We start from the raw sequence: 25,307 nt of genomic DNA on the forward strand, positions 1-25,307 counted from the left end.
GTCATCCTTTGACGGACCCCGCAGTCAGGCCCTTGGTCATGAAACGTTCAAGCCCCAGGAACAGCGCCATGATCGGGACAGTGGCGATGACGGCACCGGCCATCAGGTGCTGACGGGGAATTTCTGAGGAATTCAGCATCGTGACCCCTCGGGTCAGGGTGAATTTTGACGGATCGTCCAGCAGCATGAAGGCCAGCAGGAACTCATTCCAGGCGATCATGAAGACGTAAAGCGAGACCGACGCCAGAGCCGGCAGGCTGAGCGGAAGGGTGATCTTCCAGATCACCGACAGGCGTGACAACCCATCCATCAAACCGGCTTCCTCGACCTCGGTCGGCAAGCCGCGAAAATAGCCTTGCAACATGTAGAGCGCGACCGGGATAGTTGTCACCGGATAGATCATGACAATGCCAAGGATCGAATTGCGCAAGCCGGTCAGAGAGAATGCGATATAGATCGGCAGCGCCAGTACGATCATCGGGACCATGTAGATCAACAGGATCGAGCGTGAGAACGCCTTTTGCCCCTTGAACCGGAACCGCGCAACAGCGTAGGCCCCGGGGACGCTGAAGGCCAGCGTAATGAATACCGTGAGGACCGAGACGTAGAAGGACGTCCACAAATAGGTGCCGAAATTGAAGTCACGGAACAGCTCGGTATAACTGCGGAAAAGCGCGGTGCCCTGGCTCAGGTCGATCGAGAAATCCAGCGGATTTTGCAGCAACGCCTGCTGGGATTTAAGGCTGGTCATCACCATGACGTAAAACGGGATGACCACGATTGCCGTGAAGAAAATATACCCGAAGCCGGTGCAGAACCGGATTACCGCATCCTCGAATTCGTGCCGGGTCAGCTCTCCGAACGGGGTTTCCCTGAGAATTGCAGCCAACGAGACGTGAATTACGGCGGCCATTGCCAGAACAGTAACCAGGACTGCCTGCACCGACGTGTCCGGGCCGATCAGAACGGGGCCAAACCCGGTCAGGCCGGACAGGCCCAGCATGGCCGATATACCCAGGCGGGCCGGTGCATGGTGCGCCGGGAACCGGATGTAGATCCATCCTGCCAGCGCACCCCAGATCAGGCAGAGCAGTATCTGGGGACGAAATGCCGCCCCGGTGGAAAACGACATGGTGACGGCAACTGTTGTCGCGATGACAACCAGCCAAAGCGCGCCCAGAATTGGGCCGGTTATATACCCTTTGCGCATCACAGACCCTCCTCACGGCTAATGAAGCGGAAGAAGACAAAGCTGAAGGCAATTAGGCACACCAGGATCACCACCGCCACCGCCGCACCGGCGCCGATGTTCGATATTGCAAAAGCCTGTTCATAGACATTCACGGTCAGCGTGCGAGTGCCCGCATTGCCGCCGGTCAGCAGGAAGATGTCATCGAATTTGTTGAACGTCCATATGAAGCGCAGCAGGAACAGCACTGACAGGATACCCAGCAATTGCGGGATGCTCAGCAACCAGAATTTCTGGAATGGCGAAGCCCCGTCCATATCCGCCGCTTCATACATGCTGGAGTCGATAGATTGCATCCTGGCGAGGATGAACAGGAAGGACAGAGGGAAATAGCGCCAGATCTCAAACACTGTGACCATGATCAGGGCCAATGGGCGTTCACCGAAGAAGTTGATGGGATCGCTGGTCAGTCCCATCTGCACCAGCAACGCGTTGGCGGAACCTGAGAATGGGTCGAATAGCGTGACCCATGTGAAGGCGACCGCAATCACCGGGGCAACGTAAGGGAACAGGTAGAGGCCTCGGATGATGCCCTGCCCCCTGAAGCTTTTGTTCAGCAGCAGGGCCGCAAAGAGGCCCATGACCAGCGCACCGATTGTGCCGAATACAGTATAGAACAGAGTGACCCAAAGAACGCCCCAGAATTCTTTCCCGTCAAAGACGCGGGCAAAGTTTTCGAGGCTGAATTCAAGGCTGGTCAGTACATTCGGCCCGCTGCCGGTGACTTTCGGCTCTGATCCCTCGACCGCATCCTCGACCGCATCCGGGTCGCCGTCGAATGTGACCGGGATGCGGATACGCTCACGCTGTCCACCCTGCAAAGTGCCGAAATCGCAATACAAATCCTGCCCGTCCAGAGCACATGGCGCAACGACTTCTCCGGCGGTCACCCCGTCAGGAAGAACATCGGCCAGGGTCACGCCTTCGATCGCGATCTCCTGGCTGGAGTTGCGCAAGCGGTATTCGATCCGCAGATCGTCGCCCGATCCGCGCAGACTTTCACGGACAACCGGCGCGGGTGGGCGCAGGTCGGACAGGGAAAATGGCTTGAAGCTGATCCAGATGATTGCCAGCAACGGCAGGATCACGACAAGCGACACACTGATCACGGTCGGAGCCAGCAGAGCCCAGGCCATACGCGCATCGCGTTTGGCAAGTGCCCCGGTTCCGGTCGGTGGGGTTACCGAAGAAGACATGGAAGACCTCGGAGAGGGTTGGGTGCAGCGGCGCGCACGCCGCTGCGGTTTCCGATTGAGAGACGGTTCTACTGAACTTTGGCCAGTTCGTCGTTCATGGCCGCTACGGCCTGGGCAGCGTCGATTTCATCGTCGATATACTGACGAACGACACGGTTGATGACCTGCGAGTTGATCATTTTTGATGCCAGGGACAACTGCCCCTCGGTCACGCCCCAGCGTTGTGCGACGTCAAGACCACCGACGATTTCGTCGATCATCGCCTGATCATAAAGCTCACCCAAGGGTGCCTTGCGATCCACCCCGACCGGCAATTCGGCCCAGGCTTCTGCAAAGGCCGTCGGATTTTCGGCATTGCCTCGGCGGACCGGGAACTTGCCCTCGGGCGCGATTGCCAGCGTCTGAGTATAACCGTCATCCATGGCGTATTTCACGAATTCCATGGCTGCATCGGTGTCCGCGTCGCTGGTGATGCCGAAATACCGGACGTCACCCCAGGCCGCGCCGTCAGGATTGGTAGGGCCGGACAATTTGGTCACGATACCTGTCTTGCCCGCCAGATCACGCGAGGTCGGGTCGTCGTTGATGGTCGGCGGAGCGCTATCGCGCAGACCGGCCAGCTCGTCCAGAATGAAAGGCGACCAGATGATCATTGCAGCTTTGCCGTCAAAATACAGCTCGCGCGATTGCTTCCAGTACAACTCTCCCGGAGGTGAGGCTTTGGAAATCGCCTTGTAGAAATCCAGAACTTCGGTGGTTTTGGCTTCGTCCAGTGGTTGGAAGCCATCCGGACCAACCGGGCTGACGCCATTGGCGAGGAAAACATGCTCCAGAACCTGGCTCATGAAGTTCTCATCAACTTTGGTGGCGGACACGAACCCGTACATCTCGGGCGGATTGTGCAGTTTTTCCAATGCCGCCTGAATATCGGCAAAGGAATCCGGGGCTTCGAGACCGTTTTCTTCGAACAGGTCCTTGCGATAGACGACCATCTGGGTCCAGCCGTCTACAGGCACCGATGCGGTTTCATCGTTGAACGCGGCCATCGCGATCGCTCCGGGTGCGAATGTATCAGCGCCCAGTTCTTCGATCACTTCGGAAGCGGCTTCTGTGTCCAGAATGCCTGCTTCTGCCCATGGCAGGGCATATTGCAGGGTGTGATAAATTACGTCCGGCAGGTCGCCTGCTGCAAAAGCCGCGGTTGCGCGCGTGCCCAGATCGCTTTCCGTCACCGGGATCACCTCGACGGTGGTGCCTGTATCGGCTTTGAACTGATCAGCCATTTCCTGCTGTTTTGCCAGGCGTTCGGGCTGTTCTTCCGTGGTCCAGAAGCGAATGGTATCGGCTTGCGCCGACAGCGCTGACAAGGTCAGCGCAAGGGATGTGCCAAGCAAAAGCCTGGCCGTACGGGTTGCGATGCGAATAGTCATTTGGTTCCTCCCCGGATTATTCGACATGAATGGAAATCTTTTGCGCCAGTTCTTCTGCAGAACAGGAGGGTGGCCCGTCTGAAGCGCGCTCAACCAACGTGGCCTCACCCAACTCGCGCAGCGTATCTGCGGTTTCGCCCCTGATCTGACGGATCAACAGTGTCACAAGCCTGTGCCCGGCCTGGCCGGAATCCACGTTGAAGGTGGTCAATGCCGGGTGGGCATGCTGGCTTTCGGGAATGCCGTCATAAGCAATGACCGAGACATCCCGACCAACCTGCAAGTTCAGATCAGCGGCCACGGTATAAAAGCCCAATGCAGCAAGATCAGTGGCAAAAACGATCGCTGTGGGCGGGCGGTTCAGCCGCATCAGTGCGCGGCCCTGCACGGCCCCTTCCTCTCGGGTTCGGGCTCCGTCGCGCACAAGTTCAAGATCATAGGGCAGACCTGCGATGCCCAGCCCCTCGACAAACCCGTCCCGACGCAGGTGACTGTAGTTGAATTTGAGATCGCTGCCGACATAGCCGATCCGCGTATGGCCGTGCCCGGCCAGCCTCAGGACTGCGTTACGCATTGCGCTTTCGCCGGAAATGTCGAACCAGGATGTACCTTCGGGCGGGTTCGAGCGTCCGTAACCGGTTCGTCCATACAAAATATGCGGCACCTCGAGATGGCGCAGAAGACGAACACGAGAATCATTCACGGCGGTCCGAGGCAGGATGAAGCCGTCGGCCTTGCGCTCCTCGACCAAACGGCTCAGGACTTTCAACGTGTCCTGCTCGGATTTGGCGGTCGAGATTGTCATGGTCCAGTCAAAACCGCTGGCGGCCTCGCACGCACCGGCAAGAAATTCCTGAAGGAACGGATTGTGCCCGTCCGGCTCTTCACTGTTGAGCACCATGGCGATGGCGCGAACACGTCCGGTTCGGATTGCCTGTGCATGGCTCAATGGACGGTAACCGAGCTTTCGCGCGGCGTTTTCCACCCTTTTACGTGTTGTTTCGGCGATATCGGAATAGCCGTTCAGCGCGCGGGAAACGGTGCTTTTTGACAACCCCAGATGTTCGGCCAGTTCATCAATTTTGACGCGACCCGCCGCCGGGGGCGTCGCCCCGTTGTTTCTTGCCTTGGAAGTGGACGGATTCGCGTTCATGTGCTCAGGTTCGGTTCCGAAACCGGTTTCGGCAACAGTTTTGTGTGTATTTTTGGATCGAGCCAAACCCGGATCCGCCGACTACTGATCCAAGTGCCAACATAGATGGTGAATTGCTGGCAACTCCGTCGCTCTGGACAGGCACAGGCTTCCCCGGCGCAAATCCGGCCTGATCACATACGAAACCATCGGGGCGATGTCCGTGGCGGTAGCCGCAAGTGGCCGATCAAGCTCGCAGGGCGATCTTATCCGCTGCGCGATGCAAGACCCAACGAACTCGCGGCAGCACGAAGCTCTGATGCGGCCTGGGCTGGCAGCCCATCCCCCTCGCTTTCGTCGAAAACCGCGTAGGCGGCATATGCGAACCGGGGGGCCGCCTTGACCAGCTTAAGCCACCCGCCTTCAAGTTCCGGTTCGATCACGCGTTTCGGAAAATAACCAGCGGCGGGAATTGAGCGTAGGTATTGAAGGCCGAGGGTTCCGATCCCTAGCTGAAGACGTGGCGTATCAAGCTCGGGAAAGTTCAGCAAATGGTCGGCTCGGAATTCCGGGCCCCAATCAATCAGGATGTAGGCGTTGCCGAGATTGGCTGGCAGGGCATCCGGGCCGCTGGTGACCAGTACAAACTCATCTTCGAAAAGTTGCACCGCAGATAGCCCTGACACGCTTCGCGGCTCGTACATAATTGCAAGGTCCAGGCCGCCCTCTTCGATTTCGCGGGTCAGGGTTGCGGAAGACGCGGCTGACGCTTTGATGGCAACATCGGGCATCAATGTCATCAACTTGGGCAGGGCGTCGGTCAAATAGCCGTCCCATAAGCTCGGCGCCGCACCGATCGCCAGCGCGGCTGTCATCGCCGCCGGAAGGCTTGCATCCAGCTTTGCCTGTGTCCAGGTGCGTACCAGAACCTGAGCGTGTTTGAGGAAATGCCGCCCCGCTGGCGTCAGGGTCGCGCCGGATTTGCCACGTTCAAAAACGGATTGGCCTAGCTGCTGCTCGAGCGTCCGAATCCTCATGCTCACGGTCGATTGTGTGACATGCACCTTGTTTGCGGCATCGAAAAAGGTGCCCGTCTCAACGACCGCCAGGAACGTGCGGGCAAGTTCAATATCCATGAGCCACCTATTTGATTGCTCGATATTATCCGCGATAAAAATTCGTTTTTCAATAAAATGAGGCCGTGCCATATTTTATGTGTAGCGCGAAAGTGCCCCTGCCATATCGGATCACCAATCAACACTTCTAATTTCGTATTGCAGCACCCAAGCTGAGGAACCATTGAAGTCTGATACCCGAAGAAATTTCACCGGCACCGGAGCGCTACACCAACCTTGCAATGGGTAGTTGCCCATATCTGACGGAGACTAAAATGGGTCGAGATTCTGTTGTGTCACTGCTCTCGTCGCTGTTTGCCCGGCTTGTGTTCCCCATGCCCGCCGATCTGGATATGGACGGTGACGGCCTGGCCTTTCTGGCGGAGCTTCAGACGAAGTATCCTGCAGTCCCTGATGAATTCTTTCTGGAATTCGGCCCGGATGCAGATGGCTTTTTCAGTTGAGTCGAACAATCATCAAGTGCGAGGGAACCGATCCGAACTTCGGCCGTCTGCTATCTGGCGACCGCTTCGAACAAAAGCGCCTTTTGCGGCATGATCAGAAACTCGCCGTCGCGAAAGTGAGTGACCGCCTTTAGTATCTCTGAAGCAACAACGTTGGTGGCTTCCTCTCCCGCCGCGCGAAGCGCCTTTTCGTTCGGAGTTGATAACAGTTCGTCTCGCATGGCTTGCGCGTCGCAGCGCAGTTTTCGGTCGACGGAAATGGTCTTCGGTGCGGCGACGTTGAAACCAGCGGCTCCAATCAATTCGCGAACCTCATCGGCGTCGTTCCATGTGAAGGGTTGAACAGCCGTTGTGGCGGCCGTGTCACCAATGTGGACTTTCAGCACATCGGCAACGACCGCAAAAAAGGGCGGGATCGCTTTCCAGCATGTCACGACAACCAGCGCGTCTGGCTTTACGATCCTTCTGATCTCGGCCAGGGCTGCGGGTTTGTCAGGAAAAAACTGCAAACCATGTTGGCAAAACGCCAGATCGACTGCCCCATCTTTCAAGGGCATCGACTGTGCCGGTGCCTCGATCCATTCAAATCGGTGCGGGCCGTCCGGCGTGTTTGCGTCGGCAACCTGGATCATGGCCGGGTTCAGATCGCATCCGACAATACGAGCGGGTGTGGTCAGCCGCTTGGCCACGGCGCGGGCCATGACCCCCGTTCCGCAGGCCACGTCGAGCACGGTTTTTGCGGGGGGCAGCGAAATGGCATTCAGCGTGGCTTCTGCCATCGGGCCGAAAATGGCCGGGACGCGTTGTTTCTCGTATGTTCCCGCTGCAGAGGTCGAAAGATGAAAGGTGTTGTCTTGCGACATTGGATTGCCGTCCGAAGTTTACTAGGCGCGGGTATTGGTTGCCTTGACGGCCCAGGCGCGGGCCGGCAGCACGATCTCGTTCTCGCCCAGATCGGTCTTTAATCTGCCTTTCAGTTCGGCCTGTTGTTTCGGAGCGAGCTTTGCGAGGTAGCCCGGTGCCGGTCCAGCCCCTCGTGTGAACGGGTCCCAGAACGCTTCGAAGTCCGAAAATCGGGTGTCGCGCTGGATGGGTGCCACATCACATTGCAGGCCCGCAGCCCTGCAAAGCTCGGTCAGCCCGTCGGGCGTGCATTGAGGAAACCGGGCCGCCTCGTCCAAACTGGCCGCGTTTTCATCAATCGATGCCGCAGCTTTCCAGAAAGTACTGATGAAACCCATGCCGCCGCCCGGATAGTCCCAGACATAGAAGCAAACAGTGCCTCCCGGCCTGACAACGCGCATCATTTCCTGCAGACCCGCAGTTGCATCGGGGAAAAAATTGACGGCCAGACCAGACGTCGCGATGTCGAACATCCCGGTCTCGGCAGGCAGATCTTCCGCACCGCCGACGGCAAACCGAGCACGATCATCTGCCGAGTTTTCGCGGGCGAAGGCGACGAAGGCGTCCGACGGATCAACGCCGAGCACGGATTTCGGGCGACAGTGGTCCAGAATAGTTGCGGAAAGCGCGCCGGTTCCGCATCCGACATCTATCCAGTCGGCGTCAGGCGAAGGTGCCAGCCAATCCAGGAAATCGCGGGCGATCTGACGGCTCCACCGGCCCATGTAATGTTCGTAGGCATCACCGGCGGCCCAGCTGTCGAATTTCGCAGGTGTGGTCATGACGATGCTCCGCCTGTGTCTTCGGGGATCACGGCATCCACTTCGATTTCGACCAGCCATTCCGGGTTCACGAAGCGTTCAATCGCCATGATCGTGTCCACCGGCCGGGAGTCCCTGCAATAGTGTTTCCGCGCCTCGATCGCCTCCTTCCAGTTGTCGATATCCGTCAGGATCACGCGGGTGCGGACAATGTCCTGCAAGCCGGATCCGGCGTCTTCGAGGGCCGCCTTGATGATTTCGAAACACTGTCTGGTCTGCGCATAGACATCGCCGATGCCGACCGTTTTACCGTTTGCATCGACCGGCGCAGTTCCCCCGACGGCGATGAACGATCCGACCCGAACAGCACGGCTGAACCCAACGATCTCTTCCATCGGGTTGCCGTTCGAAACGAGTTGCCGTCCCTTCATGGCTGGTTCCCCCAAATTGATGCGCTAGTGTAGAGAATTCTTTTTTCTTGTCTCAGAAATAATCGACCCGGCAACCTGCGGGGACAGTTCTGTTTGACGTTCTTGAGGCAAGGCATTCTAAGTGCGATTCACACAAATCCGGGCTTGAAAAAGCAAGCCGCCAGGGCATTCACGTGGCCAGTGTTCTCTTATCGTTTGGCCTTGGCCACCTGGCCTGACAAGGGAGGGCTTTTGGCACAAAGGAAGACACACCGCCATAATGGGCAGGCCGCTCCATCGACGGCTCTGCCCGCCCCGGCACAGGCCATTCGTGCCGCAGGTGAAGTCTGGTAGATGGTGCAACGGGCCGCGCAGAACGACTCACCTTTTGCTCTTAATGCGATCAGTCATAGCTGAGCGACAGGGTGTCCGTCTGCGGCAGCGACTGGCACGTCAGGATCGCCCCTTGTGCAATATCCGAGTCTTCCAGCGCCATGCGGGCGCGCATGTGGACATCGCCTTTTGTCAGCTTGGCACGGCAGGCACCGCAGACCCCGGACTGGCAGGAAAAGGGCGGTTTCAGACCTGCGGATTTTGCCGCTTCGAGAACCGTTTGGCCGCTGGCCACGTCGACCGAATGCCTGACGCCGCCCAACGTGATCTCTGCCTTGGCAGCCAAACGTTCGACAGTGGTGTCGATCTCTGCCGCGCCGCCATAGCTTTCCATGTGGATGCGATTGGCAGGAACATCGAGCGACATCAGCGATGCTTTCACGGCCTTGTTCATGCCGCCGGGTCCGCAGACGTAATAATGCGCGTCCTGTGCATAGGGCGGGTTTTCGGCAATCAGCGCCTCGATCGCGGGTTCGTCGATGATACCTCTGCGCCAATACTCGGCCGAGGACCAGAAACCGGGTTTGGAAAAGACATGGTGAATGGTCATCCGATCCGGGTTGGCTTCCCACAGGGCGTTCAGCTCGTCCAAAAACAGGACAGAGTGCTCGTTGTTGTTACCATAAGCCAGATGCGCGAAGGAATTGGGCTCGGCCGCCATGACTGAACTAAGCATTGCGTAAAGCGGGGTGATGCCCGAACCGGCGCCAAAAAAGTAATGGGTGCGGCGCGCTGTCGCTCCGGGATCCAGGCAAAACCCGCCGAAAGGTGGCATAACATCGATCACATCGCCCTTGTTCACAGTGTCATTGACGTGGTTGCTGACGAGGCCGTTCCGGACACGCTTTACGGTGATCCGCAGCGGATCACCCGTAAACGGAGACGAGGAGATTGAATAGCTGCGCCTTTGCTCCTCTCCGTTCACCATGAAGCGGAACGACAGGTGCTGACCAGGCCGCCAGGCGAAGATTTCGCGCAGGGCGTCGGGCACGTCGAACATGACGGTTTTGGCCTGGCCGCCGATTTCCTCGCGGGTATCGAGAACGGTCAGCGGGTGGAAGCTTCGCTGGCTCATTTGGCGGCCCCCAACCATTCGAGAACGACTTTCTGATGCTGCACGACCGGGCTTTCCCCAACCGCTACGGGACCGGTTTCGAAATAAGGCGATTTCAGCGATTCCTGCTGTTGCTCACATGCGTAGATGTCTTCCCCCGTGAAGTCGCCCGCGACCATCAGGTCATCCTCGCTCATGGCGTCATGGGCTTCGTACTTGCCGCTCAGGCCAAACTTGGTCCAGAAATTCGAGGATTTCATCGACTGCTTGGCAAACTCCCAGCCGGAACTGTTGGACACCCGCCCCCGGTTGGACACTCGCGTCAGTTCGGGGCCGAGCGGCTCGATGATGAAGATGTTCCAACCGTCCTCGGAGCCAGCCAACCCAATCCCCGGGAACAGCATCGGCACCCATGCGCCAGTCATGTCCTCGGGGATCACACGCGGGGCAATCAGCTTGCTTTCCTGATCCTTCAGAAAGTCTTCGACCGGGGGTTCCCAGAACATGTAATGGGGGCCTTCCCAGTGGTACTTCGCGGCCTTGTGGTCGTACATTTGCAGCGTGTTCGAATGCAGGTGGCTCAGGTGGTAGACGTCGACGTAGTTTTCGACGACCACCTTCCAGTTGGCCTTGATCTCGTAGCTGTTGTTCAGGTCTTCATATTCGACCAGTTCCTCGGGTTCGTGCGGGCCGATATGCGGTTCCACCGGCCCGAACCATTCAGCGATGGAGGGCGCGCCCGGGTTAGGATGCACAAACATCATCGATTTCCAGATGTCGACCCTGGCGGGTTTCAGACCCAGGCAGGATTTATCTACCTTTCCGAATTCCTCTTGTTCTTCGGGCACCGAGATCAGGTTGCCTTCAAGGTCATAGGTCCAGTCGTGATACGGGCATGTCAGCGCCTTTTGCGTCTTGCCGACGGCCCGGATCAGTTGCGTGCCGCGGTGACGGCAAATGTTATGAAACGCGCGCAGGCGTCTGTCGCGGCCCATTACCACGAAAATGTTGTTTAGCCCGGCCTGAACGGTGATGTACTGGCCGGGTTCGCTGACATCCTCCATGAACCCGGCATAACGCCAGGTTTTTGAAAAGATCTCGCGCATTTCGCGATCGAACCATTCTTGCGAGGTGTAGGCCTCGACAGGCAACTGGTGAAGCATTCGGGTCATTCGGGTGTTCCCAAGATTGGTGTGAGCCCTAGCCGGGCAGAAAATCGGCGGTTATCAGCAAGATACCGAAGACGACCCAGGCAACCTGGATCAACCAGTACAGAACGGGGTCTTCGTCCCGCGTTACTTCAGACAACAAAAACGCATAGCCCGTGCGGTAACTCTGGACTGTCCAAAACAGGAACAGCAGCCCCCAGAGCGATTGATAGCCAAGCACTGTTGCAATCATCAGCACGGCGAAAGCGATGTAGTTGAGTGGACGCATCTGGATCATGAGCGGTTTTCCAATCCTTCCAGCAGGTTGCCCGCGAGGGATTGTGCGGCTTGCGGCCACTCCTGCGGCATGTTCAACGGCGCCAGAGACGCCACGTTCAGATATAGCGCAACGATGCCATGGGCCGCGACAGCGATCGCGTGATGGTCGGCTTGTGGATGGTCCTTGCTCAAAATACCTGCAATCGCGGCCTCGAACGCCAGAAGAGAGTCTCGGCAGGCGGCGCGCAGGTCCACATCTTCTGCGGCACGCGCTGTCAGTGCCGCAAACGCCAACACCATGTCCGGGGTCGATTCCATCGTTTCGGAAAACAAAAATTCGACCAGAGCCGGCCCCGCGCCATTTTCCGGAAGCGCGGCCAACAGCGCTTCGGTCTGTTCGGCAAAGCTGTGCAGGACATAGTCCTGCAACGCCATGATCACTTCGTCCCGATTGCCCAGATGGTGTCGGATCAGTGGCCGGGTCAGCCCCGCATCGTCGGCGATTTGCGCAAGCGATGCGCCTTCAAGCCCGAAACGTGCCACGCAACGCACCAGTGCGTTCATCACCTGTGCACAGCGTTCGTCTCGGTTTGAAGGGCGCCCGGCCACGTCAGTTCCAGTACTTCAGCTGCAATGTTGATTTGGCCGTCGCGCCAGTGGTGACAGCCGCATCCTCGAATTTTGGCGGCAAGCCCCGTCGTCCCATGCCGGAAAACGCATATCCTTCGGTCGGCACTTCGCCTTTCATGTCCAGATCGCTGTCCAGGTCCTCGTCGTGCATCGCGGCGAAGGCATAGGTGCCAGCCGGAAGGTTGTGAAACGTGACCGAGACCGTTGCACCGGCAGCAGGGACCTGGGCCATCGCGATCGCCGTGGCCACGTCCATCGTCTCAAAACCAGCGGCCTGATCGAAGGCCGCCACGATCACTGCGCCATTGCCATTCCGCAGCCCGTCGACAGTCACCGAAAGCGGTGCGGTTTCGGACGATTGCGCAATGGCTGCGACTGCGGTGGCAGCAGCAAGGGCCGCCACTGAGACAAGTTTGAAAGGTTGCATCGGGTCACCAAAAGTTGTCAACGTTGACAGTAATTAGGGTGGCCCCCGTTTATTGTCAATGATGACAGAATATTTTTTTGGAACGCCAAGCATCAACGAATCCGGGCGGCCTCGGCCGACGCTGTGCAGTGCTCTGCCATTCGTTCGGGATGAAAGGTCAGGTTTTCAAACAACGCCTGCGCCCAGTGTAGTGCCCCTGATGTCAGCAGGAACACTGCGGGCACGATAACCCACTCTCCAATCCAAGCGCCGCCGGACCTTTCGTGTTGGTGAAGGGTGAATTCCCCGATCTGTTCCGCTTTCTGCCGGCCGAGGCGCGACACCGCCTCCATGAATTCAGAAGCCCGCTGGTTGCGTTTATGGTGCATGGATGAGGACGCGCCTTTGCCGTTGGCATGTACTTCAGAGATCTCGGCAATGTCGGATGAGGACAGAAGGTTGATATTGTGGGCGATCTTGCAGAGCGTGGCGCAGAGTGATCCCAGTGCAGTCACCACATCCGCGATCCCGTCGCGGGCGTTTTGCCAGTGGGGCGCGACACTGCCCAGCCCCAGGCTTTCCGCAACCGCTGTCTTGACCCTCTCTCCCTCTCCGTTCTCGTAGCCTCGAAGGTCACCAACCGGGCCGCCGATTTGCACATTGAGGCCACGACCCGAAGCCTGTTCCATCGCCTTGTTGCGGCGCGCCAGTTCTGACCGCCACACCGCCAGTTTGGTGGCCAGCTTCATGGGAACCGCATGCTGACCGTTGGTGCGCCCCATCAGCCAGGTCGAAGGGTGGTCGCGGATATGTCCGTCCAGCAGTTTGAGCAGCCGGTTGATGCCAATCTCGATTTCTGCAAGGCCAAGCTTCATCTGCATGACCATGGCGGTGTCCATAATGTCCTGTGTGGTCGCCCTGTGGTGAACGTGATCTGCATGCGCGCGCACCAATGACCGAATCTGTTTCACCAGCCCCACGATGGGGCGCCCGACCAGATCCATTTCCGCAGCCAGTGCTTCGGTATCCAGATCAGAGATACCCACGGCTTCGATCGCCAAGGCCGCCTCGGTCGGGATCAGGTTCAGATCGGCCTGACAGCGCGAAAGGATCTGTTCGACCTTCAACCACGCAGCGATGGTGGCGGGCTCGGACCAGATCCTGCGCATTTCAGCGGAGGAAAAGCAGTTGCGGTAGATCCGGTAATCAAGCATCGCCCAGTCCACCGTCGGCGATACGCCGTTCATTCATGATTGACCGAATGCGGAACCCCATAGCCAAAAGGCCGAGCAGCAGGAATCCGGCGGCGATGGGGCGTTCGACAAAGATGAGCGCGCCGCCATCGGACATCAGCAGCGCCTGGCGGAAGGTTTCCTCGGCCCCCTTCGCCAGGACGAAAGAGATGACGAAGGCCGCCACGTTGAAGTCGAATTTGCGCATCAGCCAGCCCACAAACCCGGCCACAGTCATGACAGTCACGTCGAACATCGAACCTCGGGCGGAATAGGCGGCGACAAAAGCGGTCAGAAAGATCAGCGGATAGAGCACGTTGACCGGAACCTTCAGGATCAGGCGCGCAACTTGCGTGGCCCCAAAGTAGCCGATGATCCCGTAGGCAAAGATTCCCAGCATCCCGCAGGCAAAAAGCTGATAGACCAGTTCCTTGTCCGTGAGAAACAGGGTGGGTCCGACCTGAACGCCGTGGATCAGGAAAACGCCCAGCAGGATGGCCCCGATGGTCGAACCCGGGATGCCAAGCGTCAGCAGCGGCGCCATCGACGGCCCGGACACCGCGTTGTTGGCGGCCTCGGGCGCGGCGACGCCTTCCAGCGCACCCTTGCCCCATTGCTCGGGGTTCCTGGCGCGGCGCTTGCCTTCGCCGTAAGAAATGAAGGCCGCTATGGCCGAGCCGAGCCCGGGAAGAACCCCGATCCCCGCGCCGATGAATCCGCCCCGAATGGCGTGCGGGATACAGGGTTTATATTCTTCAAAGGTCAGGCTGTGCCCGGTAGGGTCGCTTTTGTTTCCACTGACTTCACCTTTGGTCTTCTTGCGCTCTTCCAGTTGGGCAAAAACCTCGCCCAGAACGAAGACGCCGATCATAAGAGGCACCAGTCCGATACCATTCGACAGATCAAACGAACCAAACGTGTACCGTTCTTCGCTGGAAATCGGGTCGAGACCGACCATGGCCACAAGGATGCCGAGCAGGGCCGAGATCAGGCCCTTGGTGATGGATTTTCCGATCACGGACCCGATCACCACGAAGGCCGCGAAGTAGATGGCGAAAGTTTCGGGCGGGCCGAGTTTCAGCGCGATGGCGGCGATGAAACCGACACCCGCCACAAGCAGGATGTCCCCCATGAAATCGCCGATAACCGACGAGATCGTCGCAACCTTCATCGCCTTACCTGCCTTGCCTGCACGGGCCAGCGGATAGCCGTCGATCTGCGTCGCTGCACTTGCCGCCGTTCCGGGCGTATTGAACAGAATCGCGGCAACCGAACCTCCATAACGCCCCGATTTGCCAATCACATAGAGAAACGCCAATGCAAACAGAGGCGGCATGTAGAAGGTAATGGGCAGCAGCATTGCGATGGCCGCCGAGGCGGTCAGGCCGGGGGTGGCACCGACGATCATGCCGACGGCAGCAGCCAGAACAATGGCTAACAGGAGTGTCGGATCGGTGATGACCGACAGAAGGGCGGGAAAGATCTCCATTGTGTCTACCCTCGGAACCAGTCGAGCAGATCGAACACCTCGCCATAAGGCGGGAAGACGCCGAGCAACTCGAAAAAGATGATGTGGAAGATGAGCGGGCAGACGATCACGGATATGGCCAGCCCGATCCGACTGCGGACACCGAAGATATACAGAACCACCGGCGCGGTGATGGCTGTGGGCAGGACGTAGCCGAACCAGCGGAATGACTGCTGATAAATCAGAGCAATGGCAAACAGGATCAGGATGTTCAGCGTGCCCGTGTCGCCTTCTTCAACAGCGGCCTGTCGTGCCTGCACCAGGCGCAGCCCGTTCATCAGTACCAGGCCCGAGAGGGCGAGCAAGGCAACCGATGCGGCAAAGGGCACGATCCCGGCCCATGTGTCTCCGGGGCTTGCAGCCGGAACCTGCCAGGCCCCCCAGATCGCGACCAATGACAACAGCGCGAGTACAAATCCCTCGATCACGTCCCGCATGGTGTTCTCCTTCAGAAACATCTCGGGTGGAGCGGCCGGGCCGAAGCTGAGTCCGCCCCGGCCGTTGCCCACCTCAGTTATTCAGAGTCGCAACCAGCGGCACGGCATCCGCTTTCATCGCGGTCAGCGTAGCCTTGGCATCCGCGCCTGTCGCAAAGACCGGACCGGTGCCGCGCTTTGCCAGAAGCTCTGCAAATTCCGGCTTTGCCGTGATCTCGGCCAGCGCCGTTTCCATGGCGGAAACCACTTCGGCCGGCGTTCCCTTGGGCGCGAAAACGATCACCGGCGACGATACCGCGGCAAAGGGAACGCCCAGTTCGCCAAAGGACGGAACATCGGACATGATATCGTCCCGCTCGGCGCTGTTGACGGCCAGTGCGCGAAGCTGCTCTTCAAAACCGCGCAATTGCTGCACCCCGAGGAAACCGAAGTCGGCCTGTCCGCCAATCAGCGCAGCTCGGGTCGGGCCGCCGCCCTTGAACGGCACATCCTGCGCCTCGATTCCGTTGTTGGCCAGGAACCCGAGACCGCCCACGTGATGGAACCCGCCGCGCCCGGAATGGGCCCAACGCAATGACCCAGGGTTTGCCTTTGCCGCTTCAATAACGTCCTCTACGCTTTGATAGGTGCTGTCTGTGGGTACCATCAGCGAGGTCTGCAGCTGGCCGACCTGAGCGACGAAGTCAAAGCTATCCAGTGCATCAATGTCTGTGTCGCGTGTCATGGTCGACAGCAGGAAAGACCCGCCCGAGGTCATCATCATCGTATAGCCATCAGGCTTGGCCCCGACCACGGCGTTGGCGCCATTGAGGCCACCGGAACCGGGTTTGTTCACGACGACCACCGGAACGTCCAATACGCCTTCTGCAGCGGCGGAAATGGCACGCGCATAGGCATCGGTGCCGCCCCCGGCCTGATAGGGTACCACGATATTGATCGGGCGTTTCGGCCAGTCGGCGGCGAAGCTGGCGGTTGCCGTTGCGACCAGCGCGGTCGCCGCTGTGACGGCAGCAAGGAATGCTCTGCGTTTCATGTGGGCTCCTCCAAAAAGTGACGCAGCCTTTCTAGCAGGCCATTTGATTGCGATTTTTGCAAATGTAGCATTAAATAATGCAAATAATGAAAGAGTCCTGTCGATGAACATCAAAGCTCTCCGCGCCTTCCGCCATGCTTTTTCCGAAGGCTCCATTGCGGCGGCCTCGGACATCATGCATCTAAGTCAGCCTGCCATCAGCAGACTGATCAGCGGTTTGGAAGCAGAACTGAAGCTTAGGCTGTTTGACCGCAGCGGGCGCAGCCTGTCCCCAACCACCGAGGGGATCGCGTTTTACCGCGAAGCCGGGCGCATTCTGGATAACCTGGATGAGGTTCCTCGCATTGCAGCCGAAATCCGCGCTGGTCGCACCGAAAGCCTTCGGGTTGTGACGATGCCTCGGATTGCCCAATTTCTGTCGGCACCCGCTGTCGCGCAATTCACCCGGGAAAACCCCGAAGTGAGTGTGATCTTGGACGTCCGCGCGCGCCGGGACGCGAGCAAATGGCTGGCCGGGCGAGAGTACGATATCGGAATAGCAGCCCTGCCGGTCAGCCATCCGGACATCAGAACGGTGCCGCTTGTCCGCGTGCGAGCCCTGGCAATCCTGCCCCGGGATCATCCGTTGGCCAATGAGGCATCGATAACCGCAGAGCAGCTTGCCAGTGAAACGATCATCCGCCTGATGCAGGGCTTGTTGCTTCGGGATCAGTTGGACGACGCTTTCAACTCGGCTGGTGTTGCGCCCGAAGTGACCCATGAAGTGTCCTCGTCCCAACTTGCTTGTGCCTTGGTGGCCGAAGGTGCAGGTATCACGATCGCCGATGAGATGGTGGCGGCGTCGTTCGGGGATCGCTTGGTATCAATCCCGATCGAGCCGGAAAAATGGATGACATTTGGAATGTTGCTTCCGAAGTATCAACAGTCGGGATCGGCGGCCAAGCAGTTCCAGGACAAGTTGGTGGAGCACGTAAAACGCGTATGCCGTTCCAGCGACACCATGCGCAGCGAGGTGTCCTGATCCACCGACTTACCGTTCAGGCGACTAATGTGGACCTGACTGGCTTGCCTGATTGGAAATCGCGCTCCAATCGAGGTGCGCGGTAGAAATCCTCGCGTTTTTAGTAGTTGTTATCGATCTAGCGAACTCAGGCAGGAACTCTCCTGACCGGCTGGCATGTGAATTGTGCCGGCATGAAAGCCTTAGTACAGTTTCTAGCAGTTCGAATTTTGGAAGCGCACTCCAGAACCGCTCCAAAACGGTCAAATTCTAACTTTCCCGACAAAGTTGGATACCGCAAACGCCAGTGACAGCCCCTATTCAGCGCTTGGAACCGGACGCGGAACTCCATTCTCGTCGATCGCAACAAAGGTGAAGATCGCTTCGGTCACCTTTTCACGGACGCCGATGAGGCCGCGCAAAACCCAGGCTTCGATGGATATGGCCATTGAGGTTCGGCCCACACGCGACACCTCTCCGTAGATGCATAACACGTCACCGACTTTCACCGGACGTATGAACTTCATCGCGTCAACAGCGATTGTGGCAACGCGGCCTTGCGCACGTGTAGCTGCAACAATTCCACCAGCGATATCCATCTGGCTGAGAACCCAGCCGCCAAAGATATCGCCGTTAACGTTGACGTCCGCCGGCATTGCTGCCGTGCGCAAGGTCAGTTCACCTCTCGGAGTTTCACTGCTCATCTTTTGTGCCCTTCTTCGGTTCAGGACACGGTCATCATGTCCGGAAGTTCTTGTCCTGCCATGAGCGCCAGAGGTGGATTGCACTGTTCAGTCGCGCGTTGCAGGCCGTTATGACGTTCCCTGGGTTCCCTTATAAGACGTTCCCTTACGTCGCCATAGCTGTGATCGCCGCAGTTCTTCACCCGAGCTTTTCCGGCGGTAGGGCGTTTTTCAGCACTTTCTCATTTATGCGACCGAACATGGCCGTCGGGCTGTGTTTGGCCATCCATATGGTCATTTTGTTCATCAGCCCCGGAGCCGTCAGGAACTTGCCACCCAGATTGCCGAGCGCTTCGGTGACAACTGCGTCTGCATTCATAACGCTTGATGGAACCTTGCTCCAATCCAACCCGGTACCGGCAGCCATCGGGGTATCGGTCGGTCCGGGCGACAGGACATGAACGTCAATGCCCTTCGGCCGAAGCTCGGCCCGCAGGGATGCGCCGAAGTTCAACACGTAAGCCTTGCTGCCTGCATAGTTTGAAAAATAGGGGTTCGGCATGTGGCCCGACAGGCTTGAGACCAGAACGATCCCGCCCCGTCCGCGCTTTAGCATTCCTTGGCAAAAGTGGTGGGTCAGGCGAAAGGTCGACAGAACATTCAGCCGCAGCAATGCCATTCCCTGATCCGCATCGGTCGTTTCAAACGCGCCGTTCACCTCGACACCGGCAGAATGAACCAACAGACCGATTTCTTCGGGGATGGTACACACCGCGTCGATGCCGGCCTACGTTCCGAGATCAGCGGCGACACAGCGTACTTCCACTCCGTGGCGAGCGCTGAGATCGCTGGCCATAGCGTCCAGCACGTCGGCGCGGCGCGCCACGAGGATGAGGTTCATCCCGGCAGCCGCAAGCTGGTTCGCAAATTCGGCGCCAATTCCGGAACTGGCACCTGTGACCATCGCCCAATTGCCATACCTGTCCTGATACGTCCTGCCCATGCTACCCCGCCTCTCCCTTGCTTCGCTTCGTCGCAAAAAAACCATCGCGTGTATCCTGAGGGTCGGCACTTCTTTTGTCGATGTGGTCGCGGGTAGTTTATCGCGTCGGTTAGCGCCGTACCGGTCGACCCGCCCAGTTGAGTGCCACCCGATCCAACCTGTGCAATACACTTTCGCGCCGGCTGACGGTTATGTGGTTAGGCCCATTTGGCGTACAGCCAGATCGCGCATGATCTCTTCCGAACCGCCGCCGATGGCCATGATCTTGACTTCGCGATAAACGCGCTCGACCGGATTGCCGAGCATGTAACCTGCGCCACCAAAGATCTGCATCGATTCAGACGCCACAAATTCCAGCGATTTCGTCGCCTGTACCTTCGCCTTTGCGATTTCGGCGGCAGGCATTTGGCCCGCGTTGATGGTGTAGCAAATCTGATCCAGATAGGCCTGATTCATGTCTATCCGGGCCGAGATTTCGGCAAACTTATGGGCGATGACCTGATGATCGATCAGGCGTTTGCCAAAGGTCCTACGTTCGCGCGCCCAGTCCAGGGAGGCGTTGAAACACAGCTTCATCATGCCCAGCGAACCGGCGATCAAAGCAAGCCGTTCATGATTGAAGTTTTCCATGATCGCAAGGAAGCCCCGGTTTTCAGGACCGATCAGCGCGTCGGCGGGAACGTGGCAATCCTTGAAGAACAAAGAGGCCTGTTCGGAACAATGCCAACCCATCTTTTCTTCGCCTCTAGTGCGGGTAAAGCCTGGTGTGCCGGCTTCGATCAGAAACAGAGAGATACCGCCCAGACCCGCATCGCCCGTCCGTGCGCCGACGACAAACCACTTCGAGGCCATGCCGCCGGTGATAAAGCACTTTTCACCATTCAAAACCCACCCGTTACCTGATCGCGTGGCGGTCGTGCGCATGTTGGCCACATCTGATCCGCCACTGGGCTCAGTGATCGCCAGCGAAGACGACATCCTGCCCGCGATAATTTCGGGCAGAACGGTGGTGCGGAAGTCATCTGATGCAAACCGCGCCATCGGCGCAATTGAAATCGCGCGCCCGCCCACGGCCGCCGCCACCCCCGATGCACCGCAGCCAAAGATCATTTCGTTGAAGTCGGCACGCAGAAAGGCATCATCCATTCCCATCCCACCGTATTCTACGGGCACCCCAAAGCCGAACACACCGAATTCGGCCACTTTTTCATCCAGTTCGGCGGGAACGGCTTTGTCGGCCTCCCACTTTTCGATGTGGGGGTGAATCTCGCTTTCGACAAATCGCTGGAAATTGTCCCGGAAGTGTTCGCGCTCGGGTGTCATAAAGGGTGAAATCAGCGCCATCTCGGCCTCCTAGCCATTCAGTACTTTCTCAACCGGCTGTTCGGATAATGCACCGGTCGCGCCCAGTTTGACCGTGTCGAGCCATTCATACCGATCTTTTGACCCGCTTGATCTCCCGGGTGTCCAGTGATTTGAAAGTCTCATGGCCGGGGAAGGCCCTTGCAAAGGTTCATCTCGGTCTCTGCTCAACGTTCGCAAGTACGTCGGGATTCTTCGTGTCTTTGTGTGAACATCATCGAAATCCCCTCAAAATGGTTACAGTGCCCGATCTTGGGCATGACTGCCTAGCTTTCGGAACTCACCAGCCGCACTTCGCTTCGCCGTTGCAGATGCGGGGTCAGCAGGTAAATGAACTCCTGCACGATTTCCGCGGTCTCAGCTTCGCTCCGGACAAATGAGTCATGTGTCAGCAAGCCACGATAGAAAATTCGGGCGATGGTCCACAGGCGAATAAATTTCGCATTGTCGCCATCCGTCGTCTTGAGATGAAGCAATGCGTTTTCATTGATGGTGTCGTTCCAGTCCAGCAGCGAGTCGTGGATCTGGTCCGCAAGCTCTTTATCCGTGCGGATCGCCACCAGAATCTCGTGCAGGGCGCGCATCGCGTCGGTGTTCATGACCTGCCGCCAAAGCCGTTCCAGATCCCTCTCGATTGTCTGCTCAGGGCGGTTTTCGCGGCCAGCCAGCCAGCGGATGGAGGCCTGCATGATCCAGTCGCTGGTCGCCACCATCAATGCGGTCTTCGAGGTAAAGTGATGGGTCAGAGCCCCGCGCGAAAGCCCCGCCTCTTCGCAAACACGCGACGTGCTGGTTTCGGAGTAGCCGTATTTCACGAGGCACCGCATCGTCGCCTCAAGAATCGTCTGCCGCGACTGTAGCGCCTTGGTCTCGCGTTTGGTCGGTTTGCTGCTGGCCATATTCTACCTTCTTCGGCTTCGGTCTGCCCCTTTGCGATTTCAAAGGTTTTATGCGAAACGAAGCAGTTGACAAACAGAACGTTCTGTTTGTTTGATGACATCAAAACTGACGCAGGTCCAGTGGATTCAAAGGGGAGTTCATGCCGAGACAAATCCGAATAGGCGGTGCCAGCGGATTTTGGGGTGAATCCGATATGGCCGTGCCGCAGTTTTTGGAAAACGGGCGGCTGGACTATATGGTGTTCGACTATCTGGCTGAAATCACGATGTCCGTACTGGCGCGCGCGCGCGCAGCAGATGCAGACAAGGGTTATGCGGTGGACTTCGTTAATTCGGTCCTGCGTCAGAACTTGCCCGAGATCGCGCGGCAGAAGATCAAGGTCATCGCAAATGCGGGTGGCGTGAACCCCGAAGCCTGCGGTGAAGCCGTACGGTCACTCATTGCCGATCTGGGGTTGGATCTGAAGGTCGCCGTGGTTTTGGGGGACGATATTCTACCCCGCTTCAAGGCCGGGGAATTCGCTGGCGTGCGAGAAATGTTTGTGAACACTCCGCTGCCGAAACCAGAAAATCTGCAAAGCGCGAACGCCTATCTGGGCGCGTTCCCCATCGCGCAGGCGCTGGCGGGTGGTGCAGAGATAGTTGTAACCGGTCGCTGTGTGGATAGTGCCGTCACGCTGGGGGCCTGCATCCATGAATTTGGCTGGGGTGCGGATGATCTGGACCAACTCGCGGGTGGCAGCCTTGCAGGACATGTAATCGAATGCGGGCCGCAAGCCACAGGTGGTAATTTCACCGATTGGCGGGATGTGGGCGATATGGCCAACATCGGTTATCCAATCGCAACGGTCGCAGCCGGCGGAAGCTTTACCGTCGAAAAGCCCAAAGGCACCGGCGGTTTGGTGTCCGTCGGGACCGTCGCTGAACAGATCATTTATGAAATCGGCGACCCGCAGGCCTATATCCTGCCTGATGTTGTCTGCGATTTCTCGCAGGTTGTCGTGACGCAGATCGGCCCCGACCTGGTCCGGGTTGCTGGTGCCCGGGGCCGCGCGCCAACCGAGTCTTATAAGGCCAGTGTCACTTTCCTGGATGGATATAAGGGCTCAATCATGCTGGTGTTTACCGGCTTTGACGCCGAGGCCAAGTTCCGCGCTTATGCGCAGGCGGCTCTGACCCGTGCTCGCGGAAAACTGGCCGCCAGAAACCTGCCGGATTTCGAAGAGATATGCGTTGAGCCGATCGGATCCGAAGCCAAATACGGCGATTATGCCCGAGAATTGGGCGTGCGCGAGATTGCGGGCCGGTTCACTGTAAAACACATGGACAAAACCGGCGTCGCCCTTTTCTTGGCCGAGGTAATTGGCGCGGGCCTTGCAACACCAGCCGGTCTGTCCGCCTTTGGCGGTGGCAAGCCAAAGCCGATGCCGATCGTGCGCCTGTTTTCGTGCCTGATCCCGAAAGCGGATGTGCCGGTCCATGTCGTCACGGAGAGCGGCGCACAATCAGTGGATATAGCGGCGGGGCAACCATTTACGGTTTCCGAACCCCTGCCCGTTATCCCGGCTGTTTTAGAAGCCTGTACAGTTGAAGTGCCCCTGATCGATTTGGCCTTCGGACGTTCGGGCGACAAGGGCGACAAGGCCAATATCGGCATGATCGCCCGCAAGTCCGAATACTTGCCTTATATTGCTGCCGCGGTAACCTCGGATGTGGTGGCGGCCCGCTTTGCCCATCGACTGAAAGGCGGGGTAGAGCGGTTTTATATGCCGGGCATGCAAGCGCTGAATTTCGTACTGCATGATGCACTGGGTGGCGGTGGCACGGCCGCCCTGCAGGACGACCCGCTGGGCAAGGCTTATGGGCAGATTCTGCTGGATCACCCCATTCCTGTTCCCCCCTCTGTTGCGGAGGCGCTCTGATGCCCGTTTTCCAGACCAGAATATCGACCTCATCCGAAGCGTTTGGGCAGAACCGTCGGGATATGCTGGCACTGATCACCGAACTGCGCGAGTACGAAGCGCGCGCCGTTGCGCGTTCGGACAGCCGCAAGGCCCGGTTCGACCAGCGCGGCCAGTTGACCCCGCGCGAGCGGGTCAAGCGTCTGCTGGACCCGGGTATGCCGTTTGTCGAGCTGTTCAATATGGCGAACTTTCTGGTCGACGACCCAGACCCGGAAACCTCCATTCCCGGCGCTTCGATGATCACCGGGATCGGGTATATCAGCGGCACGCGCTGTCTGGTCTATGCCGATGACAGCGGGATCAATGCGGGCGCATCAACCAATATGTCAGTGAACAAAGGACTGGCCATTCTCAAGATCGCGCTGAGACAAAAGCTGCCCTTTGTGCATCTGGTGGAAAGCGCCGGGGCCAATCTGATGCAGTACACCGTAGAACTTTGGGCCAATGGCGGCGGGCTGTTTTACGGTCTGGCCAAACTGTCCGCAGCCGGTATTCCGACCTTTGTGGTTCTGCACGGGCCTTCCACTGCTGGTGGCGCCTATCAGCCGGGCATGTCGGACTATGTGATCGGTGTGAAACACAACGGTATGGCCGCGCTAGCCGGAGCCGCGCTGACGCAGGCCGCAACCGGTGAGGTGGCCGATGAGCGCGAACTGGGCGGATCGGAGATGCACGCCTCGGTTTCGGGCCTTGTGGAATACCTGGCCGAGGACGATGCGGATGGCATCCTGATATGTCGCGATCTGGTCGAGCGTCTGGACTGGAACAAGAACGCCCGCCCCCTGCCCCGCAAACAGGTCGAACCGCCGGTCTATTCGCCGGACGAACTCGTCGGTGCCGTCCCTGTGGATTACAGAACCGCCTTTGACTGCCGCGAGATCATGGCCCGGATCACCGACAGCTCGGACCTGCTGGAATTCAAACCCCGTTTTGGCCCTGCAACCGTCTGCGTCCAGGCCCGAATTTTTGGTCATTCGGTCGGTATCATTGGCAACAATGGCCCGTTGGACCCTCAGGGTGCGGCCAAGGCAACGCAGTTCTTCCAGCTCTGCGACAGCGCAGACATGCCGATCATCTTCCTCAACAACATCACCGGCTACATGGTGGGTACCGAGTACGAGCAGGCGGGTATGATCAAGCTTGGCTCCAAGATGATTCAGGCCGTGTCGAATGTCCGCGTTCCGAAGCTTTCGCTCTATGTCGGTGCCAGCTTTGGTGCCGGGAATTACGGCATGTGCGGTCATGCTTTTGATGCGGATTTCCTGTTCTCATGGCCCAATGCGCGCACCGGAGTAATGGGTGGCGAGCAGGCCGCCATGACCATGGACGTTGTTGCCCGCGCCGGAGCCGCCCGCAAGGGGTTTGAGATCACACCCGAGATGGAAGCGAAGATGGCCAGGCAGAAGCAGGCCATTCAGGACGTGTTCGAACCGCAGGAAAGCGTCTTCTACACCTCGGGCCGGATGTTGGATAACGGTATCATCGACCCGCGCGACACTCGTAAAATTCTGGGCTTTTTGATGGAGACCACTTGGGAAGCACGCAACCGAGACCTGAAACCCAACACCTTTGGCGTCGCAAGGATTTGAGAGGGCG

24 protein-coding genes and 1 pseudogene are annotated in these 25,307 nt (G+C 58.4%); 4 read left to right on the forward strand and 21 right to left on the reverse strand.

The window, feature by feature from the left end; genetic code table 11:
- Window position 1: 1 nt before the first annotated feature.
- The 5 genes from AC2FIR_RS10465 to AC2FIR_RS10485 all read right to left on the reverse strand — a co-directional run bounded on the left by AC2FIR_RS10465 (window position 2) and on the right by AC2FIR_RS10485 (window position 6,143).
- Window positions 2–1,210, reverse strand: coding sequence for a carbohydrate ABC transporter permease (locus AC2FIR_RS10465; protein ID WP_480909106.1), 1,209 nt, complete (start codon window positions 1,208–1,210; stop codon window positions 2–4).
- Window positions 1,210–2,445, reverse strand: coding sequence for a carbohydrate ABC transporter permease (locus AC2FIR_RS10470; protein ID WP_480913266.1), 1,236 nt, complete (start codon window positions 2,443–2,445; stop codon window positions 1,210–1,212). Before AC2FIR_RS10470 ends, AC2FIR_RS10465 begins: the two co-directional genes overlap by 1 nt.
- Window positions 2,446–2,513: 68 nt before the next feature.
- Window positions 2,514–3,875, reverse strand: a complete 1,362-nt coding sequence (locus AC2FIR_RS10475) for an ABC transporter substrate-binding protein (RefSeq protein ID WP_496745338.1) — start codon at window positions 3,873–3,875, stop codon at window positions 2,514–2,516.
- A 16-nt stretch (window positions 3,876–3,891) separates the two neighbouring features.
- Window positions 3,892–5,094 carry a LacI family DNA-binding transcriptional regulator gene (locus AC2FIR_RS10480; protein ID WP_480909102.1) on the reverse strand — a complete coding sequence of 401 codons (1,203 nt, stop codon included), beginning with the start codon at window positions 5,092–5,094 and terminating at the stop codon, window positions 3,892–3,894.
- Between the two features lie 179 nt (window positions 5,095–5,273).
- Window positions 5,274–6,143: a LysR family transcriptional regulator gene (locus AC2FIR_RS10485; RefSeq protein ID WP_480909100.1), complete on the reverse strand. Its 870-nt coding sequence runs from the start codon at window positions 6,141–6,143 to the stop codon at window positions 5,274–5,276.
- Window positions 6,144–6,397: 254 nt separating this feature from the next.
- Between AC2FIR_RS10485 and AC2FIR_RS10490 the strand changes: the two genes are divergently transcribed.
- The gene (locus tag AC2FIR_RS10490; protein ID WP_496745341.1) at window positions 6,398–6,586 is read left to right on the forward strand and encodes a hypothetical protein; all 189 of its coding nucleotides are present in this window, start codon (window positions 6,398–6,400) and stop codon (window positions 6,584–6,586) included.
- 50 nt (window positions 6,587–6,636) lie between these two features.
- Here AC2FIR_RS10490 and AC2FIR_RS10495 read toward each other — a convergent pair whose 3' ends face one another.
- From AC2FIR_RS10495 to AC2FIR_RS10550, 12 genes are all read right to left on the reverse strand, one after another.
- Window positions 6,637–7,449, reverse strand: a complete 813-nt coding sequence (locus AC2FIR_RS10495) for a class I SAM-dependent methyltransferase (protein ID WP_496745343.1) — start codon at window positions 7,447–7,449, stop codon at window positions 6,637–6,639.
- Between the two features lie 21 nt (window positions 7,450–7,470).
- Entirely contained in the window at window positions 7,471–8,271 is an 801-nt protein-coding gene (locus tag AC2FIR_RS10500; protein ID WP_496745345.1) for a class I SAM-dependent methyltransferase, read from the reverse strand.
- Window positions 8,268–8,681 (reverse strand): RidA family protein, encoded by a 414-nt coding sequence (locus AC2FIR_RS10505; protein WP_480492366.1) that lies wholly within the window; start codon window positions 8,679–8,681, stop codon window positions 8,268–8,270. The genes AC2FIR_RS10500 and AC2FIR_RS10505 overlap by 4 nt, the downstream gene beginning before the upstream one ends.
- Window positions 8,682–9,063: 382 nt before the next feature.
- Entirely contained in the window at window positions 9,064–10,128 is a 1,065-nt protein-coding gene (locus AC2FIR_RS10510; RefSeq protein ID WP_496762306.1) for a 2Fe-2S iron-sulfur cluster-binding protein, read from the reverse strand.
- Window positions 10,125–11,279, reverse strand: coding sequence for an aromatic ring-hydroxylating oxygenase subunit alpha (locus tag AC2FIR_RS10515; RefSeq protein WP_496745349.1), 1,155 nt, complete (start codon window positions 11,277–11,279; stop codon window positions 10,125–10,127). Before AC2FIR_RS10515 ends, AC2FIR_RS10510 begins: the two co-directional genes overlap by 4 nt.
- 28 nt (window positions 11,280–11,307) lie before the next feature.
- Window positions 11,308–11,553, reverse strand: coding sequence for a hypothetical protein (locus tag AC2FIR_RS10520; RefSeq protein ID WP_170808052.1), 246 nt, complete (start codon window positions 11,551–11,553; stop codon window positions 11,308–11,310).
- The gene (locus tag AC2FIR_RS10525; RefSeq protein ID WP_496745352.1) at window positions 11,550–12,098 is read right to left on the reverse strand and encodes a TetR/AcrR family transcriptional regulator; all 549 of its coding nucleotides are present in this window, start codon (window positions 12,096–12,098) and stop codon (window positions 11,550–11,552) included. The genes AC2FIR_RS10520 and AC2FIR_RS10525 overlap by 4 nt, the downstream gene beginning before the upstream one ends.
- Window positions 12,099–12,144: 46 nt before the next feature.
- Window positions 12,145–12,591, reverse strand: a complete 447-nt coding sequence (locus AC2FIR_RS10530) for a DUF2141 domain-containing protein (RefSeq protein WP_170619345.1) — start codon at window positions 12,589–12,591, stop codon at window positions 12,145–12,147.
- 92 nt (window positions 12,592–12,683) lie between these two features.
- Window positions 12,684–13,817 carry a lyase family protein gene (locus AC2FIR_RS10535; protein WP_496762309.1) on the reverse strand — a complete coding sequence of 378 codons (1,134 nt, stop codon included), beginning with the start codon at window positions 13,815–13,817 and terminating at the stop codon, window positions 12,684–12,686.
- Window positions 13,777–15,291, reverse strand: a complete 1,515-nt coding sequence (locus AC2FIR_RS10540) for a tripartite tricarboxylate transporter permease (protein ID WP_496745356.1) — start codon at window positions 15,289–15,291, stop codon at window positions 13,777–13,779. The genes AC2FIR_RS10535 and AC2FIR_RS10540 overlap by 41 nt, the downstream gene beginning before the upstream one ends.
- Window positions 15,292–15,296: 5 nt before the next feature.
- A complete protein-coding gene (locus tag AC2FIR_RS10545) occupies window positions 15,297–15,767 on the reverse strand; it encodes a tripartite tricarboxylate transporter TctB family protein (protein ID WP_170619342.1) in 471 nt (156 codons plus the stop codon).
- A 73-nt stretch (window positions 15,768–15,840) separates the two neighbouring features.
- Window positions 15,841–16,800 (reverse strand): tripartite tricarboxylate transporter substrate binding protein, encoded by a 960-nt coding sequence (locus AC2FIR_RS10550; protein WP_496745358.1) that lies wholly within the window; start codon window positions 16,798–16,800, stop codon window positions 15,841–15,843.
- A gap of 103 nt (window positions 16,801–16,903) precedes the next feature.
- On the opposite strand from AC2FIR_RS10550, the gene AC2FIR_RS10555 reads away from it, so the two are divergent.
- Window positions 16,904–17,821: a LysR family transcriptional regulator gene (locus tag AC2FIR_RS10555; RefSeq protein WP_496745360.1), complete on the forward strand. Its 918-nt coding sequence runs from the start codon at window positions 16,904–16,906 to the stop codon at window positions 17,819–17,821.
- Between the two features lie 296 nt (window positions 17,822–18,117).
- Here AC2FIR_RS10555 and AC2FIR_RS10560 read toward each other — a convergent pair whose 3' ends face one another.
- The 4 genes and pseudogenes from AC2FIR_RS10560 to AC2FIR_RS10575 form a co-directional block, all read right to left on the reverse strand.
- Window positions 18,118–18,504 carry an acyl-CoA thioesterase gene (locus AC2FIR_RS10560; RefSeq protein WP_170614046.1) on the reverse strand — a complete coding sequence of 129 codons (387 nt, stop codon included), beginning with the start codon at window positions 18,502–18,504 and terminating at the stop codon, window positions 18,118–18,120.
- 178 nt (window positions 18,505–18,682) lie between these two features.
- Window positions 18,683–19,531: pseudogene (locus tag AC2FIR_RS10565) on the reverse strand (SDR family NAD(P)-dependent oxidoreductase).
- Window positions 19,532–19,675: 144 nt separating this feature from the next.
- Window positions 19,676–20,830: an acyl-CoA dehydrogenase family protein gene (locus AC2FIR_RS10570; RefSeq protein ID WP_480492377.1), complete on the reverse strand. Its 1,155-nt coding sequence runs from the start codon at window positions 20,828–20,830 to the stop codon at window positions 19,676–19,678.
- 284 nt (window positions 20,831–21,114) lie between these two features.
- The gene (locus AC2FIR_RS10575) at window positions 21,115–21,747 is read right to left on the reverse strand and encodes a TetR/AcrR family transcriptional regulator (protein ID WP_496745363.1); all 633 of its coding nucleotides are present in this window, start codon (window positions 21,745–21,747) and stop codon (window positions 21,115–21,117) included.
- Between the two features lie 140 nt (window positions 21,748–21,887).
- Between AC2FIR_RS10575 and AC2FIR_RS10580 the strand changes: the two genes are divergently transcribed.
- Window positions 21,888–23,669 (forward strand): acyclic terpene utilization AtuA family protein, encoded by a 1,782-nt coding sequence (locus AC2FIR_RS10580; protein ID WP_496745365.1) that lies wholly within the window; start codon window positions 21,888–21,890, stop codon window positions 23,667–23,669.
- Window positions 23,669–25,300, forward strand: a complete 1,632-nt coding sequence (locus AC2FIR_RS10585; RefSeq protein WP_496762313.1) for an acyl-CoA carboxylase subunit beta — start codon at window positions 23,669–23,671, stop codon at window positions 25,298–25,300. The genes AC2FIR_RS10580 and AC2FIR_RS10585 overlap by 1 nt, the downstream gene beginning before the upstream one ends.
- The last annotated feature ends 7 nt before the right edge of the window (window positions 25,301–25,307 follow it).

The sequence above is a fragment of the Ruegeria sp. CDSB136 genome, from assembly GCF_059610965.1.